Source organism: Neomicrococcus lactis (genome assembly GCF_014200305.1).
GTDB classification, from domain to species: domain Bacteria; phylum Actinomycetota; class Actinomycetes; order Actinomycetales; family Micrococcaceae; genus Neomicrococcus; species Neomicrococcus lactis.
In genome coordinates this window covers 1,274,059-1,298,720 of sequence record NZ_JACHBL010000001.1, presented here as the reverse complement: position 1 = coordinate 1,298,720, position 24,662 = coordinate 1,274,059, and the positions used below count along the sequence as shown (strand labels likewise).

Below are 24,662 nucleotides of genomic sequence, written 5' to 3'. Positions count from 1 at the left end.
TTGAGCTTGTGAGCACTGAAAATTCCGCCACCAACGGCGCCTCCTTCCCACGCGTGAGCGCCGATGATTATGGCTACGCGCCTCAAGAAGTGGACGCTTTCATTGCTCGCGCACGCAAGAGCTTCGCCTCGAACGAGACCGGTCCTGAGGCGATGACCGCTGAGGATATTCGTTCGGCCACCTTCGAACCTGCCAAGGGCGGCTACGACGCCGCTGAAGTTGACGAGGCGCTCGATCGCCTCGAGCAGGCGTTCGCGGGCCGCGAGGAAAGCACCGTCGCGGTCGCCACAGTGCCTCCCAGCCAGACCGCTGCGGCGCGGATGGATGACGACGACGTCGCTGCCGCACCTCCCGCCGTCACCGAACTCCCGGACGATGGAGAACCCCTGGACTTTAGCGACCTGGTTCGTGGCCGTCTTGATCGCCCACGTGGCGAGCGTTTCCGTGCTCCAAGCAATCCGGGAGCGATGTCCTACAACCGCGACGACGTCGACGCCCTTTGCGATCGCCTCGTCCTTAATCCGCGCGCCCTAGATACGCAAGCGCTGCGCGATGTCACCTTCCGTGTCACTCGCGGAGATGAAGGCTACGAGGAAGCCCAAGTGGATGCATTCCTCGAGCGCGTGATCCAAGAAATCGACGGCCAGCTCTAGCCGCGAACGTTCGAATCCTCCGGGACGTGTAGTCGGCGCATCACGGCGTCGACTGTTTCCGGTGCAAGCTTCTTCCCGCCACCGAACTTCGAGACCAGTACAGCCGCCGCGAATGCGGCTGGAACGGACCAAATTGCTGGCTGCGTCAGGGTGTCCACTACGCGGGGATCCCACCCGAGATCCAGCACAGAGAGCCCCAACGGCACCAAACACGTGACCGCGCCGGTGACCATGGCGCACATCGCGGCCAAACTTGTGAGCCCGCGCCACCAAATGCCCAACACCAAAACGGGCGCGATCGTCGATGCCGTAAACGCGAAAACTGCACCCACCGCGCCAGCAAGCCCAGCCGTTTCGGCCAGCAGGGCCAGACCAGTAGGAACCACGACGGCGATCAACGCACCCATCCGAAAACCATTGACGGTTCCCTTGAACAACCCCTGGCTCAGTACGCCGGCGAGGGACACCACCAGCCCGGAGCTGGTGGACAAGAACGCCGCAAAAGCGCCGCCCAGCACTATCGCGGACAGCACGTTCGCTACCGGGCCACCGAACAAAGCGGACGGTAAAAGCAGGACGGTAGCATCGGCGTCGTCCGCGGAAAGCCCCGGAAGTAGCCCGCGGCCCAAGGTCCCCAGCGTGACTGGAAAGAGGTAGAAGAAGGACACGAGGCCCAGCACAATCAAGGTGGTGCGGCGTGCCGAAGGGCCATCTGGGTTGGTATAAAAGCGCACGAGGACGTGGGGGAGACCCAAAGTTCCCAGCAACAGCGCGATGATGAGCGAGATGGTACGGAAGATGCCCATGTCTTCGTTGCTGGCGTTCGGTCCGAAGCCGTCGCGAAGCACGGTTTCGAGCTTCTGGCTTGCACCGAGGGACGCCAAAATGACGAACGTGGGAATGGCGAGCGCGCAGAGTTTGAGCCAATACTGGAACGCCTGGACGAAAGTAATGGAACGCATGCCGCCCGCGAGCACCGTCACGCACACCACCACAGAGACCAAGAGGGTTCCTGCCCACCCAGGCAAGCCGGTAGCCACACGGAACGTGAGCGCCGCACCGTGCAATTGCGGAATGATGTAGAGCCAGCCCACGAGCACCACGAAGACGCTCATCATGGTGCGCATGGCCATGGAGTGGAAGCGAATCTGCGCGAAATCCGGGAGCGTGTAGGCGCCGGAGCGGCGCAGGGGAGCGGCCACGAAAAGTAGCAACATGAGGTAGCCGGCCGTATAACCGATTGGGAACCAGAGCGCGTCTTGGCCGGTAAGCATGATGAGGCCAGCGACGCCGAGGAAGCTCGCCGCGGAGAGGTATTCGCCGCCGATCGAGCTAGCGTTCCACCAGGGTTTGACGGTGCGAGAGGCCACATAGAAGTCGCTGGTAGTGCGCGAGAATCGCAGTCCGTAGACCGCGATGATGACCGTGGACGCGCACACCACCAAGATGGCGATGAGCGAACCTTGCGGCGTCACCGCGGCACCGGATTCTGGGGATCGTCCTTCGCGATGTCTTTGACGAGGTCGCTGTACAAGCGCTCATTCTTGCTCGCCCCGCGCGTGAAGAGCACCGCGGCTAGCATCAAAATTGGGTACACGCCGACGCCCAGCACCACCCATGCGAGTGGAATATGGAACAGCCGCAACTCGCGAATTTCCGGCCAAAAAGCCACAATCAGCGCGATCCCCACCAGCAGCACAATGAACCCCACTGCCACCATGATCGAGAGTCGCAATTGCGCGCGGACCAGCGATTGCACAAAGTAATAGTCCGCGGCTACTCTGGCGGATTTCGCGGGGGCGGCGGGGAAGTAGTCCGGCGGGGCCACTACGCGCACACGGTACGACGACGCAGCTTCAGTCTGCGGGGCATGCTCGGGAGAGGGGGCGGTCATGAAGGCCTCACGCGCGTGGCTTCGAGACGTTCGCGCACGCTCGGCAAGGAGCGGCGGCTCACGGGAAATTCAGCGCCGTTGATCGCGACTGTTGCCTTGCCGTCGCGGATGCGGATGTGGTCAACGTGGTCGATCGAGACCAGGAACGAACGGTGAATGCGCAAGAATCCGCGGGACGCCCACTGTTCTTCGAGATCGTTGAGTGTCACGCGCACTAAGTACTTCGCGTCCTTCGTGTGCAGTTGGACGTAGTCGCCTTGAGCCTGGACAAAGCGGATTTCGGAGCGGGGGATCATCTTGGTCATGCCGCCTTGATCCACCGTGACCATGTCCGACTTGGTGGGTGCGCTATCGGCAACGATTTCCGAGATGCGCCGCACGGACTCATACAGGCGTTCGCGGCGGACCGGCTTCAGAATGTAATCCACGGCGGCGAGCTCAAACGCTTCAAGCGCTTGGGCCTCATCAGCGGTGACAAAAACGATGACCGGTGGATTGGAGAAACGTGAAATGACGCGGGCGATGTCGAGACCGGAAAGTGCGGGCATATGGATGTCCAAGAACATCGCGTCCACTTGAAATTCTTCGAGCGCTTTGAGCGCGGCGGCACCACTGGTGGCACGGTGGATTTCTCCGATCCGTGAGTCCTGGGCCAAGAGATAGCTGATCTCTTCAACGGCAGGAATCTCGTCATCAGCGACGATCACATTGATCATAAATATTAGGGTAGCGCCGGAGTAGCTTCAGGATGGAACTTCGGGATGCGCATGTTGATAAGAGTCCCGTGTCCGGGAGCAGTCTCCACCACGAGTCCGTGCTTGGGCCCATAGATTTGGCGCAGCCGCACGTCGACGTTGCGCAGTCCCACGTGGACGCCTTCAGTGGTGCCGGCGAGCGTCGCGCGAAGGACCGCAGGGTCGATTCCCACGCCGTCGTCTTCGATGGAGATTTCGGCGAATTCACCCACGTCATGGGCGGTAATGGTGACCACGCCACCCTCTGGCTTCTTCTCCAGTCCGTGACGGACGGCGTTTTCCACGAGCGGCTGGATGCTCAAAAACGGGATCACGATCGGTAGGACTTCAGGGGCGATCGAGAGCTTGACCTTGATGCGATCGCCAAATCGCGCTTGTTCCAAAAGCAGGTAGCGGTGAATGGATTCGAGTTCTTCTTTGAACGTGGTGAAGTCTCCGTGACGGCGGAAAGAATACCGCGTGAAATCAGCGAACTCCACTACGAGGTCTCGAGCGCGGTCCGGATCCGTGGTGATGAAGGACGCGATGGCGTTGAGCGAGTTATAGATGAAGTGCGGGCTGATCTGGGCTCGCAGTGCTTTGAGTTCGGCTTCTGTGAGCTTCGCGCGGGACTCGTTGAGTTCGGCCACCGCGACTTGCGAAGCCACCCACGCGGCTGTTTCCGTCACCGCTCGAACTAAGCCGGGGTCCGCCCGGTGCGCTATCGCAACGATCGTCCCCACGAGCCGATCCTGGACCTGGATAGGTGCGCAGACGGCGTCGTAATGATCATTGCGTGCAACGCGAGTGCGGCCGCCTTCCAACGTATTGCGGGCAATTCCGAAGAGTGCGTTTGGCAAGGAATTCGTGTCCGCGCGCAGGTCGGACGGGAAGTTTCCCTCGAACGTGAGTACTTGCGCGGCATCGGTCACAGCGACGCCGTCAGCACCCAGAAGTATCTTCAAATGTTTGATGGCGCGGCCGGCGCCTTCGCTCGTGAGGCCGCTGCGAAAGTGCGGCGCGGCGAGCGAGACGAGGTGCAGAGTTTCGAAGGTGGCGCGGTCAGCATCGGTGCCCAAATCGCGCTGCGACTTCACCACGTGATAGCCCACGAGGGACACCAAAGCGACGGCGATGGTGACTACGGAGAGCAGCAGGATGGTCTGAAAAGCGGATTCGGGCATGCTTCAGCCTAAGCCGAACCGATGCGCTTTTGCGGCGCCGTTCATCGAATTTGACGACCACTTAGCGCACACATTAATCCGTTCGCCGGAAACCAGCCCCAAAGTGTTCATTGTGAGGTGCGTCATGCCGCATTGTGGTAAGGATCACAGTGCCTATCAGGAGGAAACATGGCCCAGATCCACAACGGCGTGAATGCCACCACGGGGGTGGACTTCCAAGAAGTCCAAGCTACCCCTGAGTTTCAAGACCTGCGGAGCACACACCGCAGCTTTGTTTTCCCGATGACCGTTTTCTTCTTGGTGTGGTATCTGGCCTACGTCGTTGTGGCCGCCTACTTCCCAGAGTTTATGGCCATCAAAGTTCTAGGCAACATCAATCTCGGCATCGTGCTGGGGCTGTTGCAATTCGTCACCACCTTCATCATTACCGCCATGTATGTGTCCTTCGCGAATAAGAAGTTGGACCCTAAGGCCACGGCGATTCGCCACGATCTCGAAGCTCGTTTGGCTGAGGAAGGAAAGTAAATGGACGCTTCTCGTCTTCTCGCCGCAGGCGCTCCAGCCCAGGTTGGAGAACCTTGGCTGAATATGTTGATTTTTGGTTTGTTCGTTGGTGTCACGCTGTTCGTGGTGCTTCGCGCAAGCCGCACCAACAAGACCGCCGCTGATTACTACGCTGGTGGACGTTCGTTCTCTGGCGGACAGAACGGTACCGCGATCGCTGGCGACTACCTCTCGGCTGCATCCTTCCTCGGCATTGTCGGCGCTATCGCCGTCAACGGTTACGACGGATTCTTGTATTCCATTGGCTTCTTGGTGGCTTGGCTCGTAGCCCTGTTGCTCGTCGCCGAGTTGCTGCGTAACACTGGCAAGTTCACGATGGCGGACGTTCTGTCCTTCCGTCTCAAGCAGCGTCCTATCCGCATCGCAGCGGCTATCACCACGCTTGCTGTCTGCCTCTTCTACCTGCTCGCTCAGATGGCTGGCGCAGGTGGACTCGTGTCCCTCTTGTTGGGCATCAATGACAAGGCTGGCCAGTCTGTAGTTATTACCGTGGTCGGCGCACTCATGATTCTCTACGTGCTCGTTGGTGGCATGAAGGGAACCACGTGGGTTCAGATCATCAAGGCATGCTTGCTCATTGCCGGCGCTGCCGTCATGACTGTCTGGGTTTTGGCCATGTACGGCTTCAACTTCTCGGCTTTGCTTGGCGACGCAGTTGCAACAGCCGGTGGCAACGAGGCCTTGCTCAACCCAGGTCTGCAGTACGGCAAGAACGCCACCACCAAGTTGGACTTCATCTCGCTCGGTTTGGCCCTTGTTCTCGGTACCGCTGGTCTCCCACACGTTCTGATGCGCTTCTACACGGTTCCTACCGCTAAGGAAGCTCGTCGTTCGGTGGTTTGGGCTATCTGGCTCATCGGCGCGTTCTACTTGTTCACCTTGGTGTTGGGCTACGGAGCTGGCGCTTTGATTGGTCCAGACACGATCAAGGCGGCTCCAGGCGGCGTGAACTCGGCGGCCCCATTGTTGGCCTTCGAACTTGGCGGACCGATCCTCTTGGGTATCATCTCCGCCGTGGCTTTCGCGACGATCCTTGCGGTGGTTGCTGGCCTCACCATTACGGCAGCTGCGTCCTTCGCTCACGACATCTACTCGTCCGTGATCGCCAAGGACAAGGTCAGCCCAGAGACTGAAGTCAAGGTTGCCCGCCGCACGGTGGTTGTTATCGGTGTCCTGTCCATCATTGGTGGCATTGGCGCTCAGGGGCAGAACATCGCCTTCTTGGTAGCACTTGCCTTCGCTGTGGCAGCGTCCGCTAACCTTCCGACGATCCTCTACTCGTTGTTCTGGAAGGGCTTCACCACCAAGGGTGCTGTTGCCTCGATGTACACGGGCTTGATCTCGGCACTCTTGCTGATCGTGCTTTCCCCAGTGGTCTCCGGCGATGCAACGTCGATGATCCAGGGCGCGAACTTCGCGATCTTCCCGCTCAAGAATCCAGGTATCGTCTCGATCCCACTCGCATTCTTCGTGGGCTGGTTGGTCTCTGTTCTCGACAAGACGGGCGAAGATCCAGCGAAGCAGGCCGAAATGGAAGTTCGTTCACTCACCGGTGTTGGTGCAGAGAAGGCAACTTCTCACTAGCCTCAAGCAGCACATCGAATCGCGGCACATCGCCGACACGACTGAACCGTCGCAGCATCCTTTGGGGGGATGCTGCGACGGTTCTCTTTTGCCTAAGAATTCGTGCTGCTAGATCGGGAGTCGTTGATTACTGACCGGATAGTGAGTAAGGTCACACTCATCGCGGGTACCCCCGCGTACCTGCGACTGTCTCTTCGCTTACAAGCGGCGAGACGGAACCGACCTGAAGAAGGGTGCTTACCGTGTCCCTACAAATTGATCGATCAGCACATATGGAATTCAGCTCCGCTGGAGACGACCACTTTGAGCAGATGCTCAAGCCTTGCGGCGATCGTGTTCCGAACGCTCTCAATGACCCTTGGGTCAACGATCTGAGCGAAGAAGACCTCGCCGACCTCTATACAGACATGGTGGTCATCCGGCGTCTTGACACTGAAGCAACGGCGCTTCAGCGTCAAGGTGAATTGGCGCTCTGGCCACCACTGTTGGGCCAAGAAGCCTCCCAAGTGGGCGCAGCCCGGGCTATGCAGAAGGATGACTTCGTCTTCCCGTCTTATCGCGAGTCCGGCGTCATGGTGTTGCGCGGCGTCAATCCCACTGACTTGATGCGCGTGTGGCGCGGTTCCAGTGCTACCTCGTGGAATCCGTATGACATGAACGTTGCGTCTCCACAGATCATTATTGGCGCTCAGACTCACCATGCTGTGGGCTACGCGATGGGTCTCGCGATGGACGGCGTGGACGCCGCCGCAGTGAGCTTCTTCGGTGATGGCGCTACGAGCCAGGGTGACGTGAACGAGGCCATGGTCTTTGCCGCCACGTATCATGCACCGGCAGTGTTCTTCTGCCAGAACAACCACTGGGCCATCTCTGAACCGGTGGGTTTGCAGTCCCAGACGCATATCGCTGAGCGTGCTCGCGGCTTCGGTATCCCTGCCGTTCGCGTAGATGGCAATGACGTTCTCGCGGTGCTCGCCGTGACGCGTCGCGCCCTGGATCAGGCGCGCAATGGCGGGGGACCGTTCTTCATTGAAGCCGTAACCTACCGCATGGGTCCACATACGACGGCGGATGACCCTACCCGTTACCGCGATCAGGCCGAGCTCGAGCACTGGAAAGAGCGCGACCCACTAGATCGTCTCTCCAAGTATTTGGAAAAATCCGGCGCAGACATGGAAGCCATCCAGCGTAGGGCGCAGGAAGCTGCAGACAAGATTGCCGCAGTGGTCCGTAAGGAACTCAAGGAGACCGTCGAGCCAACGCCACGGAACCTCTTCGAGAACGTCTACGTCAACGAGCACCCACGCATCAATGAACAGCGCGATCACTACGGCGCCTACCTTGAGCAGTTTGGCGAGACTCTTGACGGCACTCAGGCAGGTGCATGATGACCGCCCTTCAGAAGACTGAAAAACTCGGCAAGACCACATTCGGTGGAGCCCTCAACGCGGGGTTGCGCGCTGCCCTCGCGAATGATCCAAAGGTCCTGCTCATGGGCGAGGATATTGGAAAGCTCGGCGGCGTCTTCCGCATCACGGACGGACTTCAAGCCGAGTTCGGTGAGCACCGCGTCCTTGATTCACCGCTGGCAGAGTCCGGCATCATCGGCACCGCAGTAGGCCTCGCGTACCGTGGCTATCGGCCGGTTCCGGAGATCCAGTTCGACGGCTTTGTGTACCCGGCGTTTGATCAGATCGTTTCCCAAGTCGCCAAGATTCACTACCGTACGGGCGGCGCCGTGACTATCCCCATGACCATTCGCATTCCTTTCGGCGGCGGCATCGGCTCACCGGAGCACCACTCCGAATCACCCGAGGCGTACTTCGTGCACACCCCGGGTCTGCGAGTGGTGAGCCCGTCGAGCCCGGCGGAAGCGTATTGGATGATTCAGGACGCCATCGCGTGCGAAGACCCTGTGATCTTCTTCGAACCAAAGCGCCACTATCACGACAAGCAAGACCTCACCGGGATCGAAGAAGGCAAGGACAGATTGCCACTCGGCGCCGCTCGTGTGGCCCGAGAGGGCGAGCACGTCACGCTCGTCTCCTACGGTTCGCTGGTCAAGACGTGCCTCAACGTCGCAACGGCCGCCGAGGATGAAGGCATTTCGATCGAGGTCATTGACTTGCGCTCGCTCTCACCTATCGACTTCGGCACCATCGAAGCCTCCGTCCGCAAGACGGGCCGTTTGGTGATCGCTCACGAAGCTGCCCTCACCGGCGGTCTCGGCGCGGAAATAGCCACGGGCGTCACGGAGCGTTGCTTCCACTACCTCGAACACGCGCCGGTTCGCGTGACCGGATGGGACCTCCCATACCCGCCATCCAAGCTCGAAAAGCATCATGTCCCTGATCTTGACCGCATCCTTGACGGTGTAGACCGCGCGCTCGATCGTCCCAATTCTTACTCTCGATTCGAAGGGAAGTAGACCGTGCTTCAAGTATTCAAACTTCCCGATCTTGGCGAAGGCCTCACCGAATCAGAGCTGCTGAGCTGGAAGGTCGCCGTCGGCGATTCCGTCCAGTTGAATCAGGTCATTGCGGAAGTCGAAACCGCGAAGGCCGTCGTCGAACTGCCGTCCCCTTATGAGGGCGTCGTGGCGGACTTGCTCGCCGAGCCTGGCCAGACCGTTCCCGTCGGCGATCCAATCGTTTCGTTCCAGATTTCCTCTGAGCACGACGCCGCAGCTCCCGGTTCTAGCGCCGCCTCAGGTAACGCAGTGGTGGAGGAAGAAGAAGAGCGCCGCCAACCCACACTGGTGGGCTACGGTGCTGAGGTGGCCCAGAAGGGTCGCCCGCAACGACGTGCTCGTGCCACGGTCGGTGCTGCAGTCGGTGCCGCGGACAGCGCTCCGCAAGCTGGCGGCGTCGTCGTCCTGGAAAGGCCTCGCGAAACCGTGACGGAGCGTCCGCGCTCGACGCCACCGGTGCGCAAATTTGCGCGCGATTCCGGGGTAAATCTGGAACTCGTGACTGGAACCGGCCCCGCGGGACTCATCACGCGGGAGGACGTGGAGAACTTCATCAAGCCGTCCGCAGCCCCCGCGGCCTCGCCGGCCGCAGCGACTGTAGCGGCAACTGCAACAACAGTGGCGCCAAGCGTCGTGACGGCTACTGGTGTAGCTGGCGCACGCGAGACGCGGACGCCCATCAAGGGCGTGCGCAAAGCTACCGCCGCCGCGATGGTGAGCAGCGCGTTCACCGCGCCGCACGTCACGGAGTTCTTGACGGTAGACGTCACGAAAACCATGAAGCTCATTCGCTCGCTCAAGGAGAACAAGGAGTTCGCCGGCGTTCGTCTGGGGCCCATGACCATCGTGGCGAAGGTGGTGTCGATGGGACTCATGCGGCACCCGGAACTCAACTCGCGCTGGGATGAAGCCGCTGGCGAAATCGTCACCCCGAACTACGTGAATCTCGGCATTGCCGCGGCGACTCCTCGCGGACTGATGGTTCCGAACATCAAGGACGCGCAGAGCATGTCTCTTCGCGAGCTTGCGGATGCGTTGACGGATCTCGTGGTCACTGCGCGCGAAGGCAAGTCGTCGCCAGAGCAACTCACTCAGGGCACGTTCACGATCACCAACGTAGGCGTGTTTGGTGTGGATGCTGGTACGCCAATCATCAACCCAGGTGAGGCAGCGATTCTCGCCATGGGTCAGGTGCGGAAACAGCCGTGGGCGCACAAGGGCAAGATCAAGCTGCGCGAGGTCATGACGTTGAGCCTGTCCTTCGATCACCGACTGGTGGACGGGGAGCAGGGCTCGAAATTCTTGAGCGAACTGGGGGCGGTTCTTGAAGATCCGGCATCGCTCATGACGCTCGTCTAACCGTTCGGGACGAGCTCACCAGAGGACTCGTCGCTGAAAAGTGGTTCCCCATGGGGGAAGTATTTGTGAATCACTACTCGGCGACGAGTTCCTTTGTGTCTAAGTGTGGGGCTTTTCTACCGAAGCTCCATGATGTATTCCTTGACCACGGCAGCGCGGGCATTCGCGAAGTCTTCGTTTTCACCGATGACTACAAAGCCGCGGCGGTCCAGGATCTTCTTGGAACCTACGTTGTCTGTGACTACACGCGCGCGTAGTGGGCGCTTGGTGAATTCTGCCAAGAAAGCGTCTACTGCGGAGGTGGTGATGCCTTGCTCCCAGTACTTCTTGTCCGTCCAGAAGCTGATTTCGTAGGCGTCTTCGTAGGGGTACGCCACGATGTTGCCGGCCACTTCGCCGTCAACTTCAATGGTGCGGATGAAAGTCTCTGGGTCCTTCAGCATGAGGCTCCAGTGGTAGTTGAAGACGCCGCGGTCCGCCGGGTTTTTGGCGGTAAAGGCAGCCATCTCCATGGCTTCGGGATCCTGCTGGTGCTCAAAGAAGCTCTCAAGATCTGAGGACTGTACTTCGCGAAGCTTCACTGCTTACCTCCAAATTTCGGCGCCGATAGATGACGTTCAACTATCTGACATACGACGGCGACCCGACACATACGTTGCTCTCTAGGTTACTTGTTTCGCGCACATGAAACGCGGAGACCTGCCAGATCAGCGCTCAAGCGTCGGCGGTTAGCGCTGCGAGAGCGAGCGAGGAGAGCAGTTTCTTTCGTGCGCTAACTTTCGTCTCGGTTCCGCCGACGGTGTGCGGCGTGGAATTGAGCAGGCCAAAGACGGAGCGGGCGCGAAAGCGGGCGTCTGATGCGGTCTCGTTCGGGTGGAGCTTTTCGAGCTGATCCGCCCAGAGAGAGATGTAGCGCAACTGCAGATCCCTCACGCGTTCTAGATCGGCTGGCTCAAGATTGCGCCATTCGCGGTCCTGAATGCGGATAACTTCGGGGGAGGAAAACGCGAAGTCCGCGTGGAAGGCCACAAGATCTTCAAGCGTTTCTGTGGGCGGCTTGCCGGACTCGCTGACTTTTTGGCCGCCTTCGAGCAAGTGAACGCTGACGTCAATCAAAAGGGTGGCGAGCACTGCGGACTTGTTGGGGAAATGACGATACACAGCGGGTCCGCTGATGCCCACTTCTTTGCCGAGGTCTTCAAGGGACACGTTCGCGAAACCAGAGCGCCCAAAAAGTTCTCCGGCGGCGCGCAAGAGCTCGGTGCGGCGCTCGAGTTTGGCGGTGCCGCGCTTGGTGACTGGTGTATCGCTCATGAATCCTCCTGCAAAGTGTGACCCACTTTACATTCTCGGTTAATGCTGACTAACATGATCTCAGTAAATGACGATTAACTTCAAGAGATCCGCGGAGGGTCCATGGAACAGCTCGAATCTAGCGTTGACAGCGCTGGCGAGGCATTTCTGGTGAACGACGCCGCTCAGCGCGGTCTCGTCGCCGAGCTGAAGGAACGCTTGGCTCGCGTTGCGCTCGGTGGCTCGGAGGCGTCGCGCGAGCGTCACGTAGCGCGCGGAAAATTATTGCCCCGCGAGCGCGTGAATCGCTTGCTGGATGACGGTTCGCCCTTCCTTGAAGTAGCGCCGTTGGCAGCGGAGGGCATGTACGACGGCGATTCTCCCGCAGCCGGCGTCATCGCGGGCATCGGTCTGGTCAAAGGTCGCCACGTCATGATTGTGTGCAATGACGCCACAGTCAAGGGCGGCACCTATTACCCGATGACCGTCAAAAAGCATTTGCGCGCTCAAGAAATTGCCCTCGAAAACAAGCTGCCGTGCATCTATTTGGTGGACTCCGGCGGCGCGTTCTTGCCCAAGCAGGATGAAGTCTTCCCGGATCGCGAACACTTCGGCCGCATCTTTTATAACCAGGCCAATCTCTCGGCAGCAAAGATCCCGCAGATCGCAGCAGTCATGGGCTCCTGCACGGCTGGCGGCGCGTATGTGCCGGCCATGAGTGATGAGACCGTGATTGTCCGCAATCAAGGCACCATTTTCTTGGGTGGTCCTCCGCTGGTGAAAGCGGCTATTGGCGAAGTGGTGACGGCAGAGGAGCTGGGTGGCGGCGACCTGCACGCCAAAGTTTCCGGGGTTGCAGACCACCTCGCAGACAATGACGAGCACGCACTGGAAATCGTGCGGAATATCGTGGAGTCACTTCCACAGACGCCAGCCCCGGTCATCGACGTGAAGACGGTCCAAGCTCCGCTGTTTGATCCCGAAGAGCTCTACGGTGTGGTGCCCACGGACGTCAACGCGTCCTATGACGTTCACGAGGTCATCGCTCGCCTGGTTGACGGTTCCGAGTTCCACGAGTTCAAGGCGAACTACGGAGAAACCTTGGTCACCGGATTCGCCCATATCCACGGTTTTCCCGTGGGCATTGTGGCCAACAACGGTGTGTTGTTTTCCGAGTCCGCACTCAAGGGTGCGCACTTCATTGAGCTGTGCGATCAGCGCGGCATTCCGCTGCTGTTTCTCCAGAACATCTCCGGATTCATGGTGGGCAAGGACGCGGAAGCCGGCGGCATCGCCAAGGATGGCGCGAAGCTCGTGACCGCCGTGGCCTCCTGCCGCGTCCCCAAGCTCACGGTGATTATTGGTGGTTCTTTCGGCGCAGGCAACTACGCCATGTGCGGCCGCGCGTACAGCCCACGGTTCTTGTGGATGTGGCCCGCCGCCCGCATTTCCGTCATGGGCGGCAATCAGGCAAGTTCCGTCTTGGCCACCGTCAAGCGCGATGGCCTTGAAGCGACGGGCGCCACGTGGAGCGCTGAAGAAGAAGAGGCCTTCCGTGCACCCATTCGCCAACAGTACGAAGACCAGGGCAACCCCTATTATTCCACGGCCAGATTGTGGGATGACGGCATTATCGATCCCGCAGACACGCGCCGCGTGGTGGGCCTGGCACTAGACGTTGTCTCCCGCACCCCTCTACGCGAGACCTCTTTTGGTCTCTTCAGGATGTGACACATGTTCTCCACCGTCCTTGTTGCTAACCGCGGAGAAATCGCGCGCCGTGTCATGCGCACGCTGAAGAAGATGGGCATTCGATCAGTCGCCGTGTATTCGGACGCTGATCAGGACGCCGCGCATGTCCGCGAGGCTGACCTCGCCGTCCACATCGGTGGTGCTGCCGCCACGGAAAGCTACCTTTCTATCCCTGCCCTCATTCAGGCATGCCTCGAGTCCGGTGCAGAAGCCGTGCATCCTGGCTACGGATTCCTCTCAGAAAACGTGGACTTCGCTCGGGCACTTGAGGAGGCTGGGATCGTCTTCATCGGTCCGTCCATCGAATCGCTCCACGCGATGGGTGACAAGATTCGCTCCAAGCAACACGTCGAGTCCCACGCGGTTCCAACGGTTCCGGGTATCGCTGAGCCGGGATTGGACGACGACGCTCTCTTGCGCGCCGCGGAAAACATCGGTTTCCCGGTGCTCATTAAGCCTTCAGCCGGTGGCGGCGGCAAGGGCATGTTCGCGGTGGATCGCCTCGAAGACATGCCCGCGGCACTCGCAAGTGCTCGCCGCACTGCAGCCTCAGCTTTTGGCGATGACACCCTCTTCATTGAACGACTCGTCAAGAACCCCCGCCACATAGAAGTGCAAGTCATGGCGGACACCCACGGAAACACCGTGTACTTGTTCGAACGCGAATGCTCTTTGCAGCGTCGCCACCAAAAGGTGATTGAAGAAGCACCCTCGGCACTCTTCGAGAATTTGAGCGAGGGCGCACAGATTCGCGCCCGTATTGGCGAAGCGGCCGTCAACGCCGCTCGCTCCGTGAACTATGTGGGCGCTGGCACCGTGGAATTTTTGGTCTCGGATGATCGGCCGAATGAGTTCTTCTTCATGGAGATGAACACGCGCCTTCAGGTGGAGCACCCGGTCACCGAAGAAGTGGTCCGTGCCAACGGCCAACGCTTGGATCTGGTGGAATGGCAAGTCCGCGTGGCCGCAGGCGAGACGCTCGGCTTCCAGCAAGAAGATCTGAGCATCGAAGGACACTCGGTAGAAGCACGGGTCTATGCCGAGGATCCAGCCGGTGGTTTCTTGCCGTCGGTGGGGGACATCTTCGAGTTCCTCACGCCGCAGAGCCAACACGTGCGCGTGGACAGCGCGCTGGATGGCCCGGGAACCATCTCTGCGTACTACGACCCCATGATTGCCAAGCTCATTTCATGGGGTGCTGATCGCAGCGAAGCCCTCAAGCGTCTCGACGCCGCGCTTGCAGACACCACGGTCTTCGGCGTGCGCACGAACATTGACTTCCTGCGCCAACTGTTGGCGAGAAAAGACGTGCAGGCAGGTGCCCTTAACACCAAGCTCATCGACGACGCCGGCCAGCCGGAACGGCAACGAATATCACCGGAGGATCTCGCTGAGGTGGCGTACTCGCTGCGGTCAACATCCACGTCCCCATCCATGTCCCCGTTCCCTTACCAATCACCGTCGACACACGGCGAGTGGATTTCACCGTGGCAACTCGGCGACGGTTGGCGCATCTCCGGCGCGTCCTATCCCACGCGCCTGGCTCTCGAGATTGATGACAACCTCGTGGAAGTATCCGTGCCGGGGGAGCAGGAAGTGAGCGGCGTCGTCGTACTCCCTCATCCAACTGACCCCAGCACCGTCTGGGCGCACGGCACGTCCGGGACCTTCGAAATTCGTAAGCTCACACGCACGCAAGCCGTAGCGCGCTCCCGAGCAGCCAAGGCACGCGAAACCAGTGCAGGTGACCCGGAGGCGCGCTCGCCGATGCCGGGTGCCGTGGTGTCCATTGCGGTGCAAGACGGCGACGCCGTTTCCGCAGGTCAGACGCTCGTGGGAGTGGAAGCCATGAAGATGGAGCACGCCGTGGTGGCGGAAGTATCCGGCACCGTCAAGATTTTGGTCTCGATGGGGGACCAAGTCAGCAAGAACCAAGTCCTGGCCCGGATTGAACCGGCCGCGTAACCAGCTGAAAGAGAAGAATCATGCCTAATCTTGAACTTGAAGAGGACTATCAGGACCTCTCTGACATGGTGCGCGACTTTGCGGACCAGGTAGTGGCGCCCGTAAGCGCCAAGCATGACGAAGAGCATTCTTTCCCGTATGAAGTCATTGCGCAGATGGGCGAGATGGGCCTGTTTGGTCTGCCATTCCCCGAAGAATTCGGTGGACAAGGCGGCGACTACTTCGCCCTAGCCCTCGCGCTCGAGCAACTGGGCCGCGTGGACCAATCCGTGGCCATCACCCTCGAAGCCGGAGTCTCCCTCGGAGCCATGCCGGTGTACCGGTTCGGCACGCAAGAGCAAAAAGAAGAATGGCTCCCGCAGCTTACGTCAGCGAAGGCGCTCGCGGGCTTCGGACTGACGGAACCAGAAGCGGGCTCTGACGCGGGCGGCACCAAGACTACAGCGGTATTGCGGGACGGAAATTGGGTGATCAATGGCCGCAAGGAGTTCATCACCAACTCCGGTACGGACATCACCAAGCTGGTAACCGCAACTGCTGTCACTGGCGAGACCATCGGCAAAGACGGCAAGCCCAAGAAGGAAATCTCCACCATCTTGGTACCCACCAATACGCCAGGGTTCACCGCGGAAAAGGCGTACAACAAAGTGGGCTGGAACGCCTCGGACACCCACCCGCTGAGCTTCAGCAATGTCACGGTTCCGGAAGAAAACCTGCTGGGCGAACGCGGCCGCGGCTACGCGAATTTCCTGTCCATTCTTGACGAGGGGCGCATCGCGATTGCCGCCCTTGCCACGGGGGCCGCGCAGGGTTGCGTGGATGAGTCCGTGAAGTATGCCAAGCAGCGTCAAGCGTTTGGCCGGAACATCGGTGAGTACCAGGCCATTCAGTTCAAGATTGCGCGCATGCAGACGCGCGCTCACAGTGCTCGCTTGGCCTACTACGCCGCCGCGTCCAAGATGCTGGCCGGCAAGCCGTTCAAAACGGAAGCCGCCATCGCCAAGCTCGTGGCCGGCGAGGCCGCCATGGACAACGCGCGTGACGCCACCCAAGTGTTTGGTGGTTACGGATTCATGAACGAATTTGTGGTGTCCCGCCACTATCGCGATTCCAAGATTCTTGAGATTGGCGAGGGCACTACCGAAGTGCAGCTCATGCTGATCTCCCGCGAGCTGGGGCTCTAATATGAGCGCGCCACACCCACGGGAACCGCAGCGTTTTGTGCAGCGCGGCTTGTATTTTGATGAGTTGGTGGTGGGGGACGTGTTCGTCCATCAGCCGGGGCGCACGCTCACGGAAGCGGACAATGTCCTGTTCACCACGCTGACTATGAACACGCAAGCGCTCCACTTGGATGCCGCATACGCCGAGCACCAACCCTTCGGTCAGCGGCTCATCAATTCTATGATGACGCTTTCTGTCATGGTGGGGCAGTCCGTGGGTCAGGTGACGCAAGGAACTTTGGTGGCGCAACTGGGTTTGCAGGACATTGCGTTCCCTCATCCGCTGTTTCATGGGGACACGCTGACCACGCAGACTGAGGTGGTGGCGTTGCGGGAGTCGTCTTCGCGCCCGGGCCAGGGGATCGCCACGTTAGCTCACACGGGGTTCAATCAGCACGGGGACGTGGTGGCGAAAGCTAGCCGGGTGTGTTTGATGTGGACGAAGGCTGCGCATGAGGCTTCGATTATGGGTGCGGAGCCGAAAGCGGAGGGGTCATGAGTTCTAAGTTCTCGTTGGGTCCGGCGATGTTGTTTGTGCCGGCGGACCGTCCGGAGCGTTTCACGAAGGCCGCGGAGCGTGCGGATGCCGTGATTATTGATCTGGAAGATGCGGTGCTTCCGGAAGCGCGTGGTGCTGCCCGAGAGCACGTGGTGTCTACTCCGTTGGATCCGGAGCGCACGGTGGTGCGGGTGAATCCCGTGGGCTCGGACGATTTTGAGAAGGATCTTGATGCGTTGCGTCGCACGCAGTATCGGTGGGTGATGCTGGCGAAGACGGAATCGGCTGCGCAAACACAATTGTTGGCTGGATTTTCGGTGGTGGCGTTGTGCGAGACCGCGTTGGGTGTGACGCGGGCGCAGGAAATTGCGCAGGCGGAGAACGTGGCGGCGTTGATGTGGGGTTCGGAGGATTTGGTGGCGTCGTTGGGCGGGTTTTCTTCCCAGTACGACGACGGCCGCTTCCGTGGCGTTATTCGTTATGGTCGCGCTGCGGTTCATGTGGCGGCTCGAGCGTTCGGTAAGGAGTCCATTGATTCTGTGGTGCTCGATATTGCTGATCATGAGCGACTTTTGGGGGAGAGCCGGGATGCTTTTGCGACGGGGTATGTGGCGAAAGCGTGTATTCACCCTGGACAGGTAGCAGTGATTCGTGACGGGTTTCGGCCGAGCCGTGAGCAGCGCGAGTGGGCGTACCGGGTCTTGGATGCTGCGAAGAATGAGCTGGGGGCTTTTCGTTTTGAGGGCGAAATGGTGGATGAAGTGGTGTTGAAGCGGGCCCGACGCTTGGCGGGCTAAGTCCTCGGACTGGGGGTGGAAGCGACTGTCCTCAGCCTTCAAAAACCTTGCTGGGTTTGGTGGACTCTCATGATTGATAAGAGAATGAGCAACGGCCTGTGGAGTGAAATACAACACAGGATCGGGCCGATACGTGGTCGGCAGTTGGGTCTGGAGCCGTGTCTTATTCCGTCGGAACCCTGACGTAGCGTAAATCGAAGCCGAGAAACGTGCCCAGAAGGGACGGTGAGAAACAGTGGAACGCATTGTGGGATGGCAGGAGTTTCTTCCCCTAATTTCCGGTGCACTAGTGGCTTGCATATTGATCAGTTCACTCATCGCCATCATAGTTTTTGACAGACGTAATGGCATTTTAAATGCGATTCAAATATTTTCTTATACTGTATTCTTCTTGGCTATTTTGGCAGGAATGTCCTATGGTGCAAGTATCAAAATTACCGATCCATCACTTCGCTGGATCGGATGGGCGCATCATATTTATACGAGCCTCGTGGTCATTTATTTCTCGAAACGAGTGCTCGTTTTCCCGAAGAAGGAGTTTGACAGCAAGGTTTATGCCTGGGTGGTAGTGAAGCAAGAGGGACGAAGTTATCTCTTGGCGACAATCCTAATTTTCCTGTGTGTCTTTTTTGGTCCCATACTGTACGTGATAGTCGTTCTAGCTAGGTGAACCGTGTTGGGCTTTGTAGGCACTCATGATTGATTGGAGAATGAGTTATGCCCAACGCAGTGAGGTACGACACAGTGTTTCGGGAGCGTGCCAAAAATGGTGCTCGGTGAATCAAGAACACCAATAACAATCGGGAGTATCGATCGGCCAAAAGAAATAGTAGCCAAGGCTACTCGTCAAACCTCAGAGTCGGGATAAAGGCGTGAGCAAAAACGGAAAATCCACATATGTCAATGTCCGCCTGAATTATCGCGATAGGTAGTGGTAGTCTTGGCCTTTTTGTCTCGGAGAACACGTAGTATTTTAAGAAATTCGCTTAGTCTTAAGAGGGCTGGTGAGCCGTTCGGTGGATGGGGTCCGACCTTAGCTGCAATGAAACAAGGCCGAAGCGAATTTGTTGGAGTTTATGAATTCGATGGTGGCAAAACGGCGTATTGTCTGTGCGATGTTTATTTTAATCAAAAGTCTAAGAAACCTAGCGGAGTTGAGGTTAGAGTCGTAACAGAGTTCGACTTGCCATTCAGTCTGAGATCTGTGACAGAAGACTTAGAAGGAATTTGGGACATGGAGTATTTTGATGAACTCCTCGGGCTCTTATTCAGCCTCAAGATACGCTGGCTAGATCCAATAGAGACTTTTAATTATCTTCACTGAACCTTTACTTGACATGATCCCAGGGGCTTCCCATTGCCTGATCGTCATCGGTGAACCGTATCTCGTCTTGTTCTGCTTCTTTATGGTCGAGCCGAAGCTTGTCGGTTAGTAACTTCCTGCGTGAACTTCGAGGGTTGGCCAGAATCCGAAAGAGCGGAATTTCCTCTTTCAGCATAATGTCGCTAATTGAAAATAATTCAGAAGGCGTTGGCTACAACTGTTGGGCGCGTCGTGAACTTCCACTCACTGAAGCGTGACGAGCGAATGAAATCTTGAGAAAAGCATCGGCTTTTTTCGTAAGTGGAACTCGAGGCGCCCCTACGACGAGATGATCAGGTTCATTGATATGTATCGTGACCGTTTCGGGGTCGAGGCCATCTGTCGCACGCTCGGTGCCACGGAGTGTGGATTTATCAGCTCTCGCGGTTATCGGGCCGCTAAAAGCCGTCCTGTCTCGTCGCGTGCGCAGCGAGATGAGTTTCTTATCAAGGAAATCAAACGCGTTCATGCCGAGAACCACAGTGTCTACGGGCACCGAAAAATGATGCACGCGATGCGGCGAGCCGGCTGGGACATTGGACGCGATCAAACTGCGTGATTGATGAAACTGGCCCAGGTTCGTGGAGTTCAACGCGGTCGCCGGACAATCACCACCACCACGTCCGCGGCCACGCTTGATAATCGTCCGGACTTGGTGAAGCGTGACTTTACGGCGTTAGGCCCCCATCGTTTATGGGTTGCGGACGTGATGTACGTGCAAACTCTCGCTGGGTTTGCTTACACTGCGTTTGTCACTGATGTGTTCACTCGCAAGATCGTGGGGTGGTCCGTTTCTTCATCACTGACGACGGCATCGTTGCCTCTTCAAGCTCTAGAACATGCTCTCGTAAATACTGGTGCGCACCGGCGTGGAGACGGTCAACTGATTCATCATTCGGATAGGGGCACTCAATACGTGTCTGTGACCTATTCTGAGGCGCTTGCCCAACACCAGGTTTCTGCGCCCGTAGGAACGGTGCCAGACTCGTACGATAACGCGTTAGCGGAAACAGTTAATGGACTCTATAAGACTGAAATCATTCACGCCCGAATATATGGCCATCAACGCAGGTCGTCGAAATCGCGACCCTGGACTGGGTGGAGCGTGTCAGATTGTCCGTCTTTCGAGTCGCAATCTGGCCCCGACTCTCAGTGTCCTATAACTTCCGAACTATGAGAGACTCGCCAGTCAACCATTGATCTACTGTGTGCTAATCGGATTGGTTTTGCAATGAATAATCAAACCCTCGACCTTTCTTCTGGAACTATGTGTATGATTCCAATCACAATGTAATTTCCTGGAGATTCATGGAGGCCTCAGTGAAAAAGCGACCCGCTAATTCCACAGTTGCCATTCTGTTCGCGTCCATGAAGGCAGTCTCCGTTCCGGTGCGCGGAGGATACTGGGAGGTCTATTCTTCAACGGCCATCGACAACGCTTACACTTCTGGCTATTGCCAAACTTTCGGATGATTCCAATTTTGAAATCGCCAAATTTGACCGGGGTGATTCTCGCCACTTTATTCACCTTTGGCATCGCAGCTTGCGCTCCTGCCCAGTCCACCACGATACGTGACGCTGAATTCACCGGATCCGCCGTCGAGTACCAGGCTGATTTTGAGCAATGCTTACGTGGCAAGGGGTATGAAGTGTCAGCGGGGGACGCTAAAGGTCGCCCCGAGTCAGTCGTTGTACCCGTCGGAATTAATACGCGGGAAGAGTCAAAAGCGTTTTTTGACGCAATGCAAGAATGCACGAATGAACTTGCCCCGCGTCCGGTGGTAGACACCGACGCAGAAGTTTCGGCTTTCTATAGAAAATGGATAGAACGCTGGGATTGCTTAGCTGGTCAGGGATACGACGTGGGTAGCCGTCTCACTGAGGCAAGCTTTCGAGACAAGTTTCGCGATAAGACGCTCAATTCCACGCCACATGAGCTACTCTCTACCGAACAGCAGGAAAAAGCATACTTAGCTTGCCCCATTTCTCAGGATGAGTTTTGGGGTTAACCTTGCGTAAATTCCCCTCACGTTGGGCTACGACGGCGTTTTTTTCTGTATCGCTCTTAGCGCTGGGTTTGTTAGGAGGCTGGTCTCTCCAACAAGTCTTCGGTTCAGACAGGACAGCAAACACTGCAGATCAAGCAACAGTCACGGTCCAGCAAGGTAGCGTTGGCTCAGCGGTCTTGTTGCCAATGCACGTGGCGTGGGAGTCGCAAGAAGTAGGCGTCAACCAAGCCGTTGGGGTGGTTACCGAAATCTCCAAGAAGGACGGTGACACAGCATCGGCAAATGATGTGCTGTACCTCGTTGACGAGGTGCCGGTCATTGCAGCTCAGGGCGTGATCCCCATGTTTAGAGACATTGTTCCTGGCACGCGGGGACGTGACGTGGGCCAGCTTCAGCAGTTATTGCAGGAAGCTGGATTTTTGACTCGAGAAGCACAAAGTGGTTCCGCAGATGGAGCCACTGTCACGGCCGTCAAACAGTGGCAAAAGGCCCACAAACAACCGCAAACTGGAACCGTGTCTCGTGAATCTATTATTTTTCTTCCGCAGTTGCCGGTGACTCTTCGTGCTGGGGCGGACGAGTTGAAACTTGGATCCAGCCTCGTGGGTGGAGAGCACCCGCTGGCAGCAATATCTAGCCAGCCAACATTCACAATATCGGGAACGTCCGCTCAGTTGGCGCGTTTACCTGAACAAGCGGAAGTCACTTTCCAATTTGGTGGACATGACTTCAAAGGCATTTTGAGTCCCGCGCGCGAAAATCAAGAAGCTGGAAATAGTCAGGCCACGGTCCTTTCATCAGGTGACGCCAAAAACGTTTGTGAAGACAACTGCAGTGCCTTTCCTTCTACCGAGGTCACCAAGTTACAGGCCAAAGTCTTAGTTCTTCCGTCACAAGATGGGCTGACTGTTCCAACAGCTGCTCTGATGAGCACGCCAACAGGGAAGACTGTTCTTGAAACCGTGGGCGGAGAGGTTCTAGAAGTTTCGGTACTCCAAGAAGCCAACGGGATATCGTTGATTACGGGGGCTCGTGAAGGACAAGAAGTCAAAGTTCCATCCCGGATTGCGCCGTAGTGGACGCCTTACAGCTCACCGTTAGGGATTTGAACTTTGGCTACACCTCTCAGGACCTCATTATTCGCGACTGGGAGCAAGACTTCGAGGGCAAAGAAGTAGTAGCACTGACTGGCCCTAGCGGCAGAGGCAAATCCACCTTGCTGTACCTCTTGGGCCTGATGCTCAGTCCTTTGAGCGGCCACATTGTGCTAGACGGTGAAAACGTAGGTGCCCTCAACGACGCCGAACGAGCCGCTCGGCGAGCCCAAAAATACGGATTTGTCTTTCAAGACTCTGCACTAGATCCCACTCGAACAGTCCTGGACAACGTGCTGGAAACAACTTTGTATCGTGGTGTCAGCCGGGAAGAGGAGACGCCGCGCGCGTTAGAACTTCTTGACGCTTTTGGAGTCTCGTTGAGAGCTACCCATAGACCAGGACAAATTTCAGGTGGTCAGGCACAGCGCATTGCTCTGTGTCGCGCGCTCTTGCCCACCCCTCAAGTGTTGCTATGCGACGAACCAACCGGAAATCTGGACGCTGCTTCGGCATCCTCTGTTATCAGCGGCATTCGAGATCACGCTGCCAGCGGTGCCATAGTCATCATTGCAACCCATGACCCTTTTCTCATGGACCATTGCGACCGAAGAGTGGAGCTGACATGAAACTTGGTCCGCTCTTCGGGGAGGCGCTCAGGAGCGCACGTAGCCAGAAGGTGCCCTCGCTACTAGCAATTCTGCTCATCGCAGGCTTGTGCGTGACGGTGCTCTTGACATCGGGGCGTGCCGTGGGTGCGCAACAGTCCGTACTGGGCAGCATTGATAACATTTCGGCTCGACAACTGATTGTCACGGCTCCGGAGGACGCCGGGCTGCGTTCCACCGTCATCGACCGCATTGCGCAGTACAGCTTAGTGTCCAAAGTATTTGCTTTTGGCCCTGCTGTGGACGCAAGGAACACGGTAATTCAAGGAGGAGATGCCGTCCCTTTCCGCGTCCTTTTTCAGCCGTCAGCAACGCACAGCGCAAATGACGCACTTGGTTCGGCCAGGGTGTCGACCCCAGCTCAAGAAACTTTGGGAATGCAGCTTCCTGCAGGCGCGGTTGTTACCGCTTCCGGTGATCTGCTGGGCGTAGTTGGCTCTTTCGAACAGTCCGTATTTACAGAGCCTTTTGAACCGCTGTTAGTGTCTGAAAAGCATGCAAACGCCAATGAGAGGATCGCGACGCTTGTGATCACGGCCCGATCTGTGGCGGACCTTGATCGGGTCGAAGAATATGTAGCAACGGTCTTAGGTGTGCAATCAATGCAGGGTGTCAGCATTCAAAAAGACGCGTCTGTCGCGCAATTGCGGGCTACGGTAGACGATCAGTTGGGCAGCTTCAGTTCGGGGCTGGTCGCGGCAATATTTGGCCTCACAGGGGTGCTGGTTGCCGCGGTCCTCTACGCTTTGGTTTTCTTGCGGCGCAAGGATTTTGGACGACGACGCGCCCTCGGCGCTAGCCGAACCCTCATTTTGGCGCTCATCATGATTCAAATAGGAATTTTGGCAGCGGGCGGTGCCGTGCTCGGCTCCTTGGTTTCGGCACTTTGGCTGTCTTCAACAGGCGACCCTCTTCCGCCGACCCCGTACTTTGCAGGAGTCGCGATACTCGCGGTCATCACCGCGCTCATCGCTGCCGTACTTCCAGCACTATCGGCGGCCCGACGCGATCCCATCCGTGAGCTCCGCGTGGCCTAATATTCAGTGAGCCGCATGTGGTTTGATGGTTGTTTTGTGTTCGAATACTGGGCGTTCCTGTCTGTCGCGGTTACCATCGGATATTGGCTTGAAGACAGAGTGCGTTTGATCACCCGTTGTTGGGATTCAGTCGGTGTCTACTGAGGAACCTTTGAACGGGGGTGCCGAAATTTCCGATTTCCGGAACACCCAGCGGCGTGCCGTTGAATCGTTGAAACGGCTGAAAAGCGAACTGTTATTGCATTTCTTTGACGATCCCCGCTTTGGATTCTATGATGTGAATCACATCTTGAATGTTTCAAATTGGGGGAGCGCTATATGCAAAAGCACTGTTTTGCAGGTGGGGTCGGTCTCGCTTTTGTCGCGTTTGTAGCCAGTGCATCTAGCGCAGCTCCTAAACTTGCTACGGACTCCACGCGTCCCTCAAACTACGCAGGGTACGAGTCTCAATACGGAGATTGGCGGTCTAATTTCATTGAGTGGGTCCGAAAATATGGTGGAGATGCGAAGGTAGCCGCAG

The 24,662-nt window shown here is 57.7% G+C and carries 22 protein-coding genes and 1 pseudogene; 17 read left to right on the top strand and 6 right to left on the bottom strand.

Annotated elements, in window-relative coordinates:
* Positions 1 to 8 precede the first annotated feature (8 nt).
* Positions 9 to 653 carry a DivIVA domain-containing protein gene (locus tag BKA12_RS12495; protein WP_183641451.1) on the top strand — a complete coding sequence of 215 codons (645 nt, stop codon included), beginning with the start codon at positions 9 to 11 and terminating at the stop codon, positions 651 to 653.
* On the opposite strand, the gene BKA12_RS05900 is transcribed toward BKA12_RS12495, so the two are convergent.
* From BKA12_RS05900 to BKA12_RS05885, 4 genes are read right to left on the bottom strand one after another with little or no spacing between them, the layout of a single operon-like run.
* Complete coding sequence (locus tag BKA12_RS05900; protein WP_183641450.1) at positions 650 to 2,128, bottom strand: sodium:solute symporter family transporter; 1,479 nt, start codon at positions 2,126 to 2,128, stop codon at positions 650 to 652. The genes BKA12_RS12495 and BKA12_RS05900 overlap by 4 nt on opposite strands.
* Complete coding sequence (locus BKA12_RS05895) at positions 2,125 to 2,547, bottom strand: DUF485 domain-containing protein (RefSeq protein WP_183641448.1); 423 nt, start codon at positions 2,545 to 2,547, stop codon at positions 2,125 to 2,127. Before BKA12_RS05895 ends, BKA12_RS05900 begins: the two co-directional genes overlap by 4 nt.
* On the bottom strand, positions 2,544 to 3,263 hold the full coding sequence (locus BKA12_RS05890) for a LytR/AlgR family response regulator transcription factor (protein WP_183641447.1): 720 nt from the start codon (positions 3,261 to 3,263) through the stop codon (positions 2,544 to 2,546). The genes BKA12_RS05895 and BKA12_RS05890 overlap by 4 nt, the downstream gene beginning before the upstream one ends.
* Positions 3,264 to 3,268: 5 nt before the next feature.
* Positions 3,269 to 4,465 (bottom strand): sensor histidine kinase, encoded by a 1,197-nt coding sequence (locus BKA12_RS05885; RefSeq protein ID WP_183641445.1) that lies wholly within the window; start codon positions 4,463 to 4,465, stop codon positions 3,269 to 3,271.
* 168 nt (positions 4,466 to 4,633) lie between these two features.
* On the opposite strand from BKA12_RS05885, the gene BKA12_RS05880 reads away from it, so the two are divergent.
* From BKA12_RS05880 to BKA12_RS05860, 5 genes are all read left to right on the top strand, one after another.
* Positions 4,634 to 4,990 (top strand): DUF485 domain-containing protein, encoded by a 357-nt coding sequence (locus BKA12_RS05880; RefSeq protein ID WP_183641444.1) that lies wholly within the window; start codon positions 4,634 to 4,636, stop codon positions 4,988 to 4,990.
* The gene (locus tag BKA12_RS05875; protein ID WP_183641443.1) at positions 4,991 to 6,613 is read left to right on the top strand and encodes a solute symporter family protein; all 1,623 of its coding nucleotides are present in this window, start codon (positions 4,991 to 4,993) and stop codon (positions 6,611 to 6,613) included.
* 242 nt (positions 6,614 to 6,855) lie between these two features.
* Positions 6,856 to 8,001, top strand: coding sequence for a pyruvate dehydrogenase (acetyl-transferring) E1 component subunit alpha (gene pdhA / locus BKA12_RS05870; RefSeq protein ID WP_338087442.1), 1,146 nt, complete (start codon positions 6,856 to 6,858; stop codon positions 7,999 to 8,001).
* The gene (locus BKA12_RS05865) at positions 8,001 to 9,041 is read left to right on the top strand and encodes an alpha-ketoacid dehydrogenase subunit beta (protein WP_183644635.1); all 1,041 of its coding nucleotides are present in this window, start codon (positions 8,001 to 8,003) and stop codon (positions 9,039 to 9,041) included. Before pdhA ends, BKA12_RS05865 begins: the two co-directional genes overlap by 1 nt.
* Positions 9,042 to 9,044: 3 nt before the next feature.
* On the top strand, positions 9,045 to 10,442 hold the full coding sequence (locus BKA12_RS05860; RefSeq protein ID WP_183641442.1) for a 2-oxo acid dehydrogenase subunit E2: 1,398 nt from the start codon (positions 9,045 to 9,047) through the stop codon (positions 10,440 to 10,442).
* 116 nt (positions 10,443 to 10,558) lie between these two features.
* On the opposite strand, the gene BKA12_RS05855 is transcribed toward BKA12_RS05860, so the two are convergent.
* Both BKA12_RS05855 and BKA12_RS05850 read right to left on the bottom strand, forming a co-directional pair.
* Positions 10,559 to 11,023, bottom strand: a complete 465-nt coding sequence (locus BKA12_RS05855) for a GNAT family N-acetyltransferase (RefSeq protein ID WP_183641441.1) — start codon at positions 11,021 to 11,023, stop codon at positions 10,559 to 10,561.
* 133 nt (positions 11,024 to 11,156) lie between these two features.
* Complete coding sequence (locus BKA12_RS05850) at positions 11,157 to 11,756, bottom strand: TetR/AcrR family transcriptional regulator (RefSeq protein ID WP_183641440.1); 600 nt, start codon at positions 11,754 to 11,756, stop codon at positions 11,157 to 11,159.
* A gap of 102 nt (positions 11,757 to 11,858) precedes the next feature.
* On the opposite strand from BKA12_RS05850, the gene BKA12_RS05845 reads away from it, so the two are divergent.
* The 11 genes and pseudogenes from BKA12_RS05845 to BKA12_RS05790 all read left to right on the top strand — a co-directional run bounded on the left by BKA12_RS05845 (position 11,859) and on the right by BKA12_RS05790 (position 24,142).
* Complete coding sequence (locus BKA12_RS05845; RefSeq protein WP_183641439.1) at positions 11,859 to 13,466, top strand: carboxyl transferase domain-containing protein; 1,608 nt, start codon at positions 11,859 to 11,861, stop codon at positions 13,464 to 13,466.
* A gap of 3 nt (positions 13,467 to 13,469) precedes the next feature.
* The gene (locus tag BKA12_RS05840) at positions 13,470 to 15,452 is read left to right on the top strand and encodes an ATP-binding protein (protein WP_183641438.1); all 1,983 of its coding nucleotides are present in this window, start codon (positions 13,470 to 13,472) and stop codon (positions 15,450 to 15,452) included.
* Positions 15,453 to 15,472: 20 nt separating this feature from the next.
* Entirely contained in the window at positions 15,473 to 16,636 is a 1,164-nt protein-coding gene (locus tag BKA12_RS05835; protein ID WP_183641437.1) for an acyl-CoA dehydrogenase family protein, read from the top strand.
* Position 16,637: 1 nt separating this feature from the next.
* The gene (locus BKA12_RS05830; protein WP_183641436.1) at positions 16,638 to 17,174 is read left to right on the top strand and encodes a MaoC family dehydratase; all 537 of its coding nucleotides are present in this window, start codon (positions 16,638 to 16,640) and stop codon (positions 17,172 to 17,174) included.
* Positions 17,171 to 17,971, top strand: a complete 801-nt coding sequence (locus BKA12_RS05825; RefSeq protein ID WP_183641435.1) for an HpcH/HpaI aldolase/citrate lyase family protein — start codon at positions 17,171 to 17,173, stop codon at positions 17,969 to 17,971. Before BKA12_RS05830 ends, BKA12_RS05825 begins: the two co-directional genes overlap by 4 nt.
* Positions 17,972 to 18,206: 235 nt before the next feature.
* Entirely contained in the window at positions 18,207 to 18,641 is a 435-nt protein-coding gene (locus tag BKA12_RS05820; RefSeq protein WP_183641434.1) for a hypothetical protein, read from the top strand.
* 911 nt (positions 18,642 to 19,552) lie between these two features.
* Positions 19,553 to 20,438 (top strand): annotated as a pseudogene (locus BKA12_RS12380) (IS3 family transposase); the annotation flags it as partial.
* Between the two features lie 350 nt (positions 20,439 to 20,788).
* Positions 20,789 to 21,343 carry a hypothetical protein gene (locus BKA12_RS05805; RefSeq protein ID WP_183641429.1) on the top strand — a complete coding sequence of 185 codons (555 nt, stop codon included), beginning with the start codon at positions 20,789 to 20,791 and terminating at the stop codon, positions 21,341 to 21,343.
* Complete coding sequence (locus BKA12_RS05800; protein ID WP_183641427.1) at positions 21,334 to 22,419, top strand: peptidoglycan-binding domain-containing protein; 1,086 nt, start codon at positions 21,334 to 21,336, stop codon at positions 22,417 to 22,419. The genes BKA12_RS05805 and BKA12_RS05800 overlap by 10 nt, the downstream gene beginning before the upstream one ends.
* Positions 22,419 to 23,066 carry an ATP-binding cassette domain-containing protein gene (locus BKA12_RS05795; RefSeq protein WP_183641426.1) on the top strand — a complete coding sequence of 216 codons (648 nt, stop codon included), beginning with the start codon at positions 22,419 to 22,421 and terminating at the stop codon, positions 23,064 to 23,066. The genes BKA12_RS05800 and BKA12_RS05795 overlap by 1 nt, the downstream gene beginning before the upstream one ends.
* On the top strand, positions 23,063 to 24,142 hold the full coding sequence (locus BKA12_RS05790; RefSeq protein ID WP_183641424.1) for an ABC transporter permease: 1,080 nt from the start codon (positions 23,063 to 23,065) through the stop codon (positions 24,140 to 24,142). Before BKA12_RS05795 ends, BKA12_RS05790 begins: the two co-directional genes overlap by 4 nt.
* Positions 24,143 to 24,662: the final 520 nt, after the last annotated feature.

What these genes read in the sequence shown, in the direction of transcription:
- BKA12_RS05895 (WP_183641448.1), bottom strand. Translation starts at nt 2,547, where the DNA reads ATGACCGCCCCCTCTCCCGAGCATGCCCCGCAGACTGAAGCTGCGTCG.
- BKA12_RS05845 (WP_183641439.1), top strand. Translation starts at nt 11,859, where the DNA reads ATGGAACAGCTCGAATCTAGCGTTGACAGCGCTGGCGAGGCATTTCTG.
- BKA12_RS05880 (WP_183641444.1), top strand. Translation starts at nt 4,634, where the DNA reads ATGGCCCAGATCCACAACGGCGTGAATGCCACCACGGGGGTGGACTTC.
- BKA12_RS05865 (WP_183644635.1), top strand. Translation starts at nt 8,001, where the DNA reads ATGACCGCCCTTCAGAAGACTGAAAAACTCGGCAAGACCACATTCGGT.
- BKA12_RS05890 (WP_183641447.1), bottom strand. Translation starts at nt 3,263, where the DNA reads ATGATCAATGTGATCGTCGCTGATGACGAGATTCCTGCCGTTGAAGAG.
- BKA12_RS05835 (WP_183641437.1), top strand. Translation starts at nt 15,473, where the DNA reads ATGCCTAATCTTGAACTTGAAGAGGACTATCAGGACCTCTCTGACATG.
- BKA12_RS05850 (WP_183641440.1), bottom strand. Translation starts at nt 11,756, where the DNA reads ATGAGCGATACACCAGTCACCAAGCGCGGCACCGCCAAACTCGAGCGC.
- BKA12_RS05790 (WP_183641424.1), top strand. Translation starts at nt 23,063, where the DNA reads ATGAAACTTGGTCCGCTCTTCGGGGAGGCGCTCAGGAGCGCACGTAGC.
- BKA12_RS05830 (WP_183641436.1), top strand. Translation starts at nt 16,638, where the DNA reads ATGAGCGCGCCACACCCACGGGAACCGCAGCGTTTTGTGCAGCGCGGC.
- BKA12_RS05885 (WP_183641445.1), bottom strand. Translation starts at nt 4,465, where the DNA reads ATGCCCGAATCCGCTTTTCAGACCATCCTGCTGCTCTCCGTAGTCACC.
- BKA12_RS05875 (WP_183641443.1), top strand. Translation starts at nt 4,991, where the DNA reads ATGGACGCTTCTCGTCTTCTCGCCGCAGGCGCTCCAGCCCAGGTTGGA.
- BKA12_RS05840 (WP_183641438.1), top strand. Translation starts at nt 13,470, where the DNA reads ATGTTCTCCACCGTCCTTGTTGCTAACCGCGGAGAAATCGCGCGCCGT.
- BKA12_RS05825 (WP_183641435.1), top strand. Translation starts at nt 17,171, where the DNA reads ATGAGTTCTAAGTTCTCGTTGGGTCCGGCGATGTTGTTTGTGCCGGCG.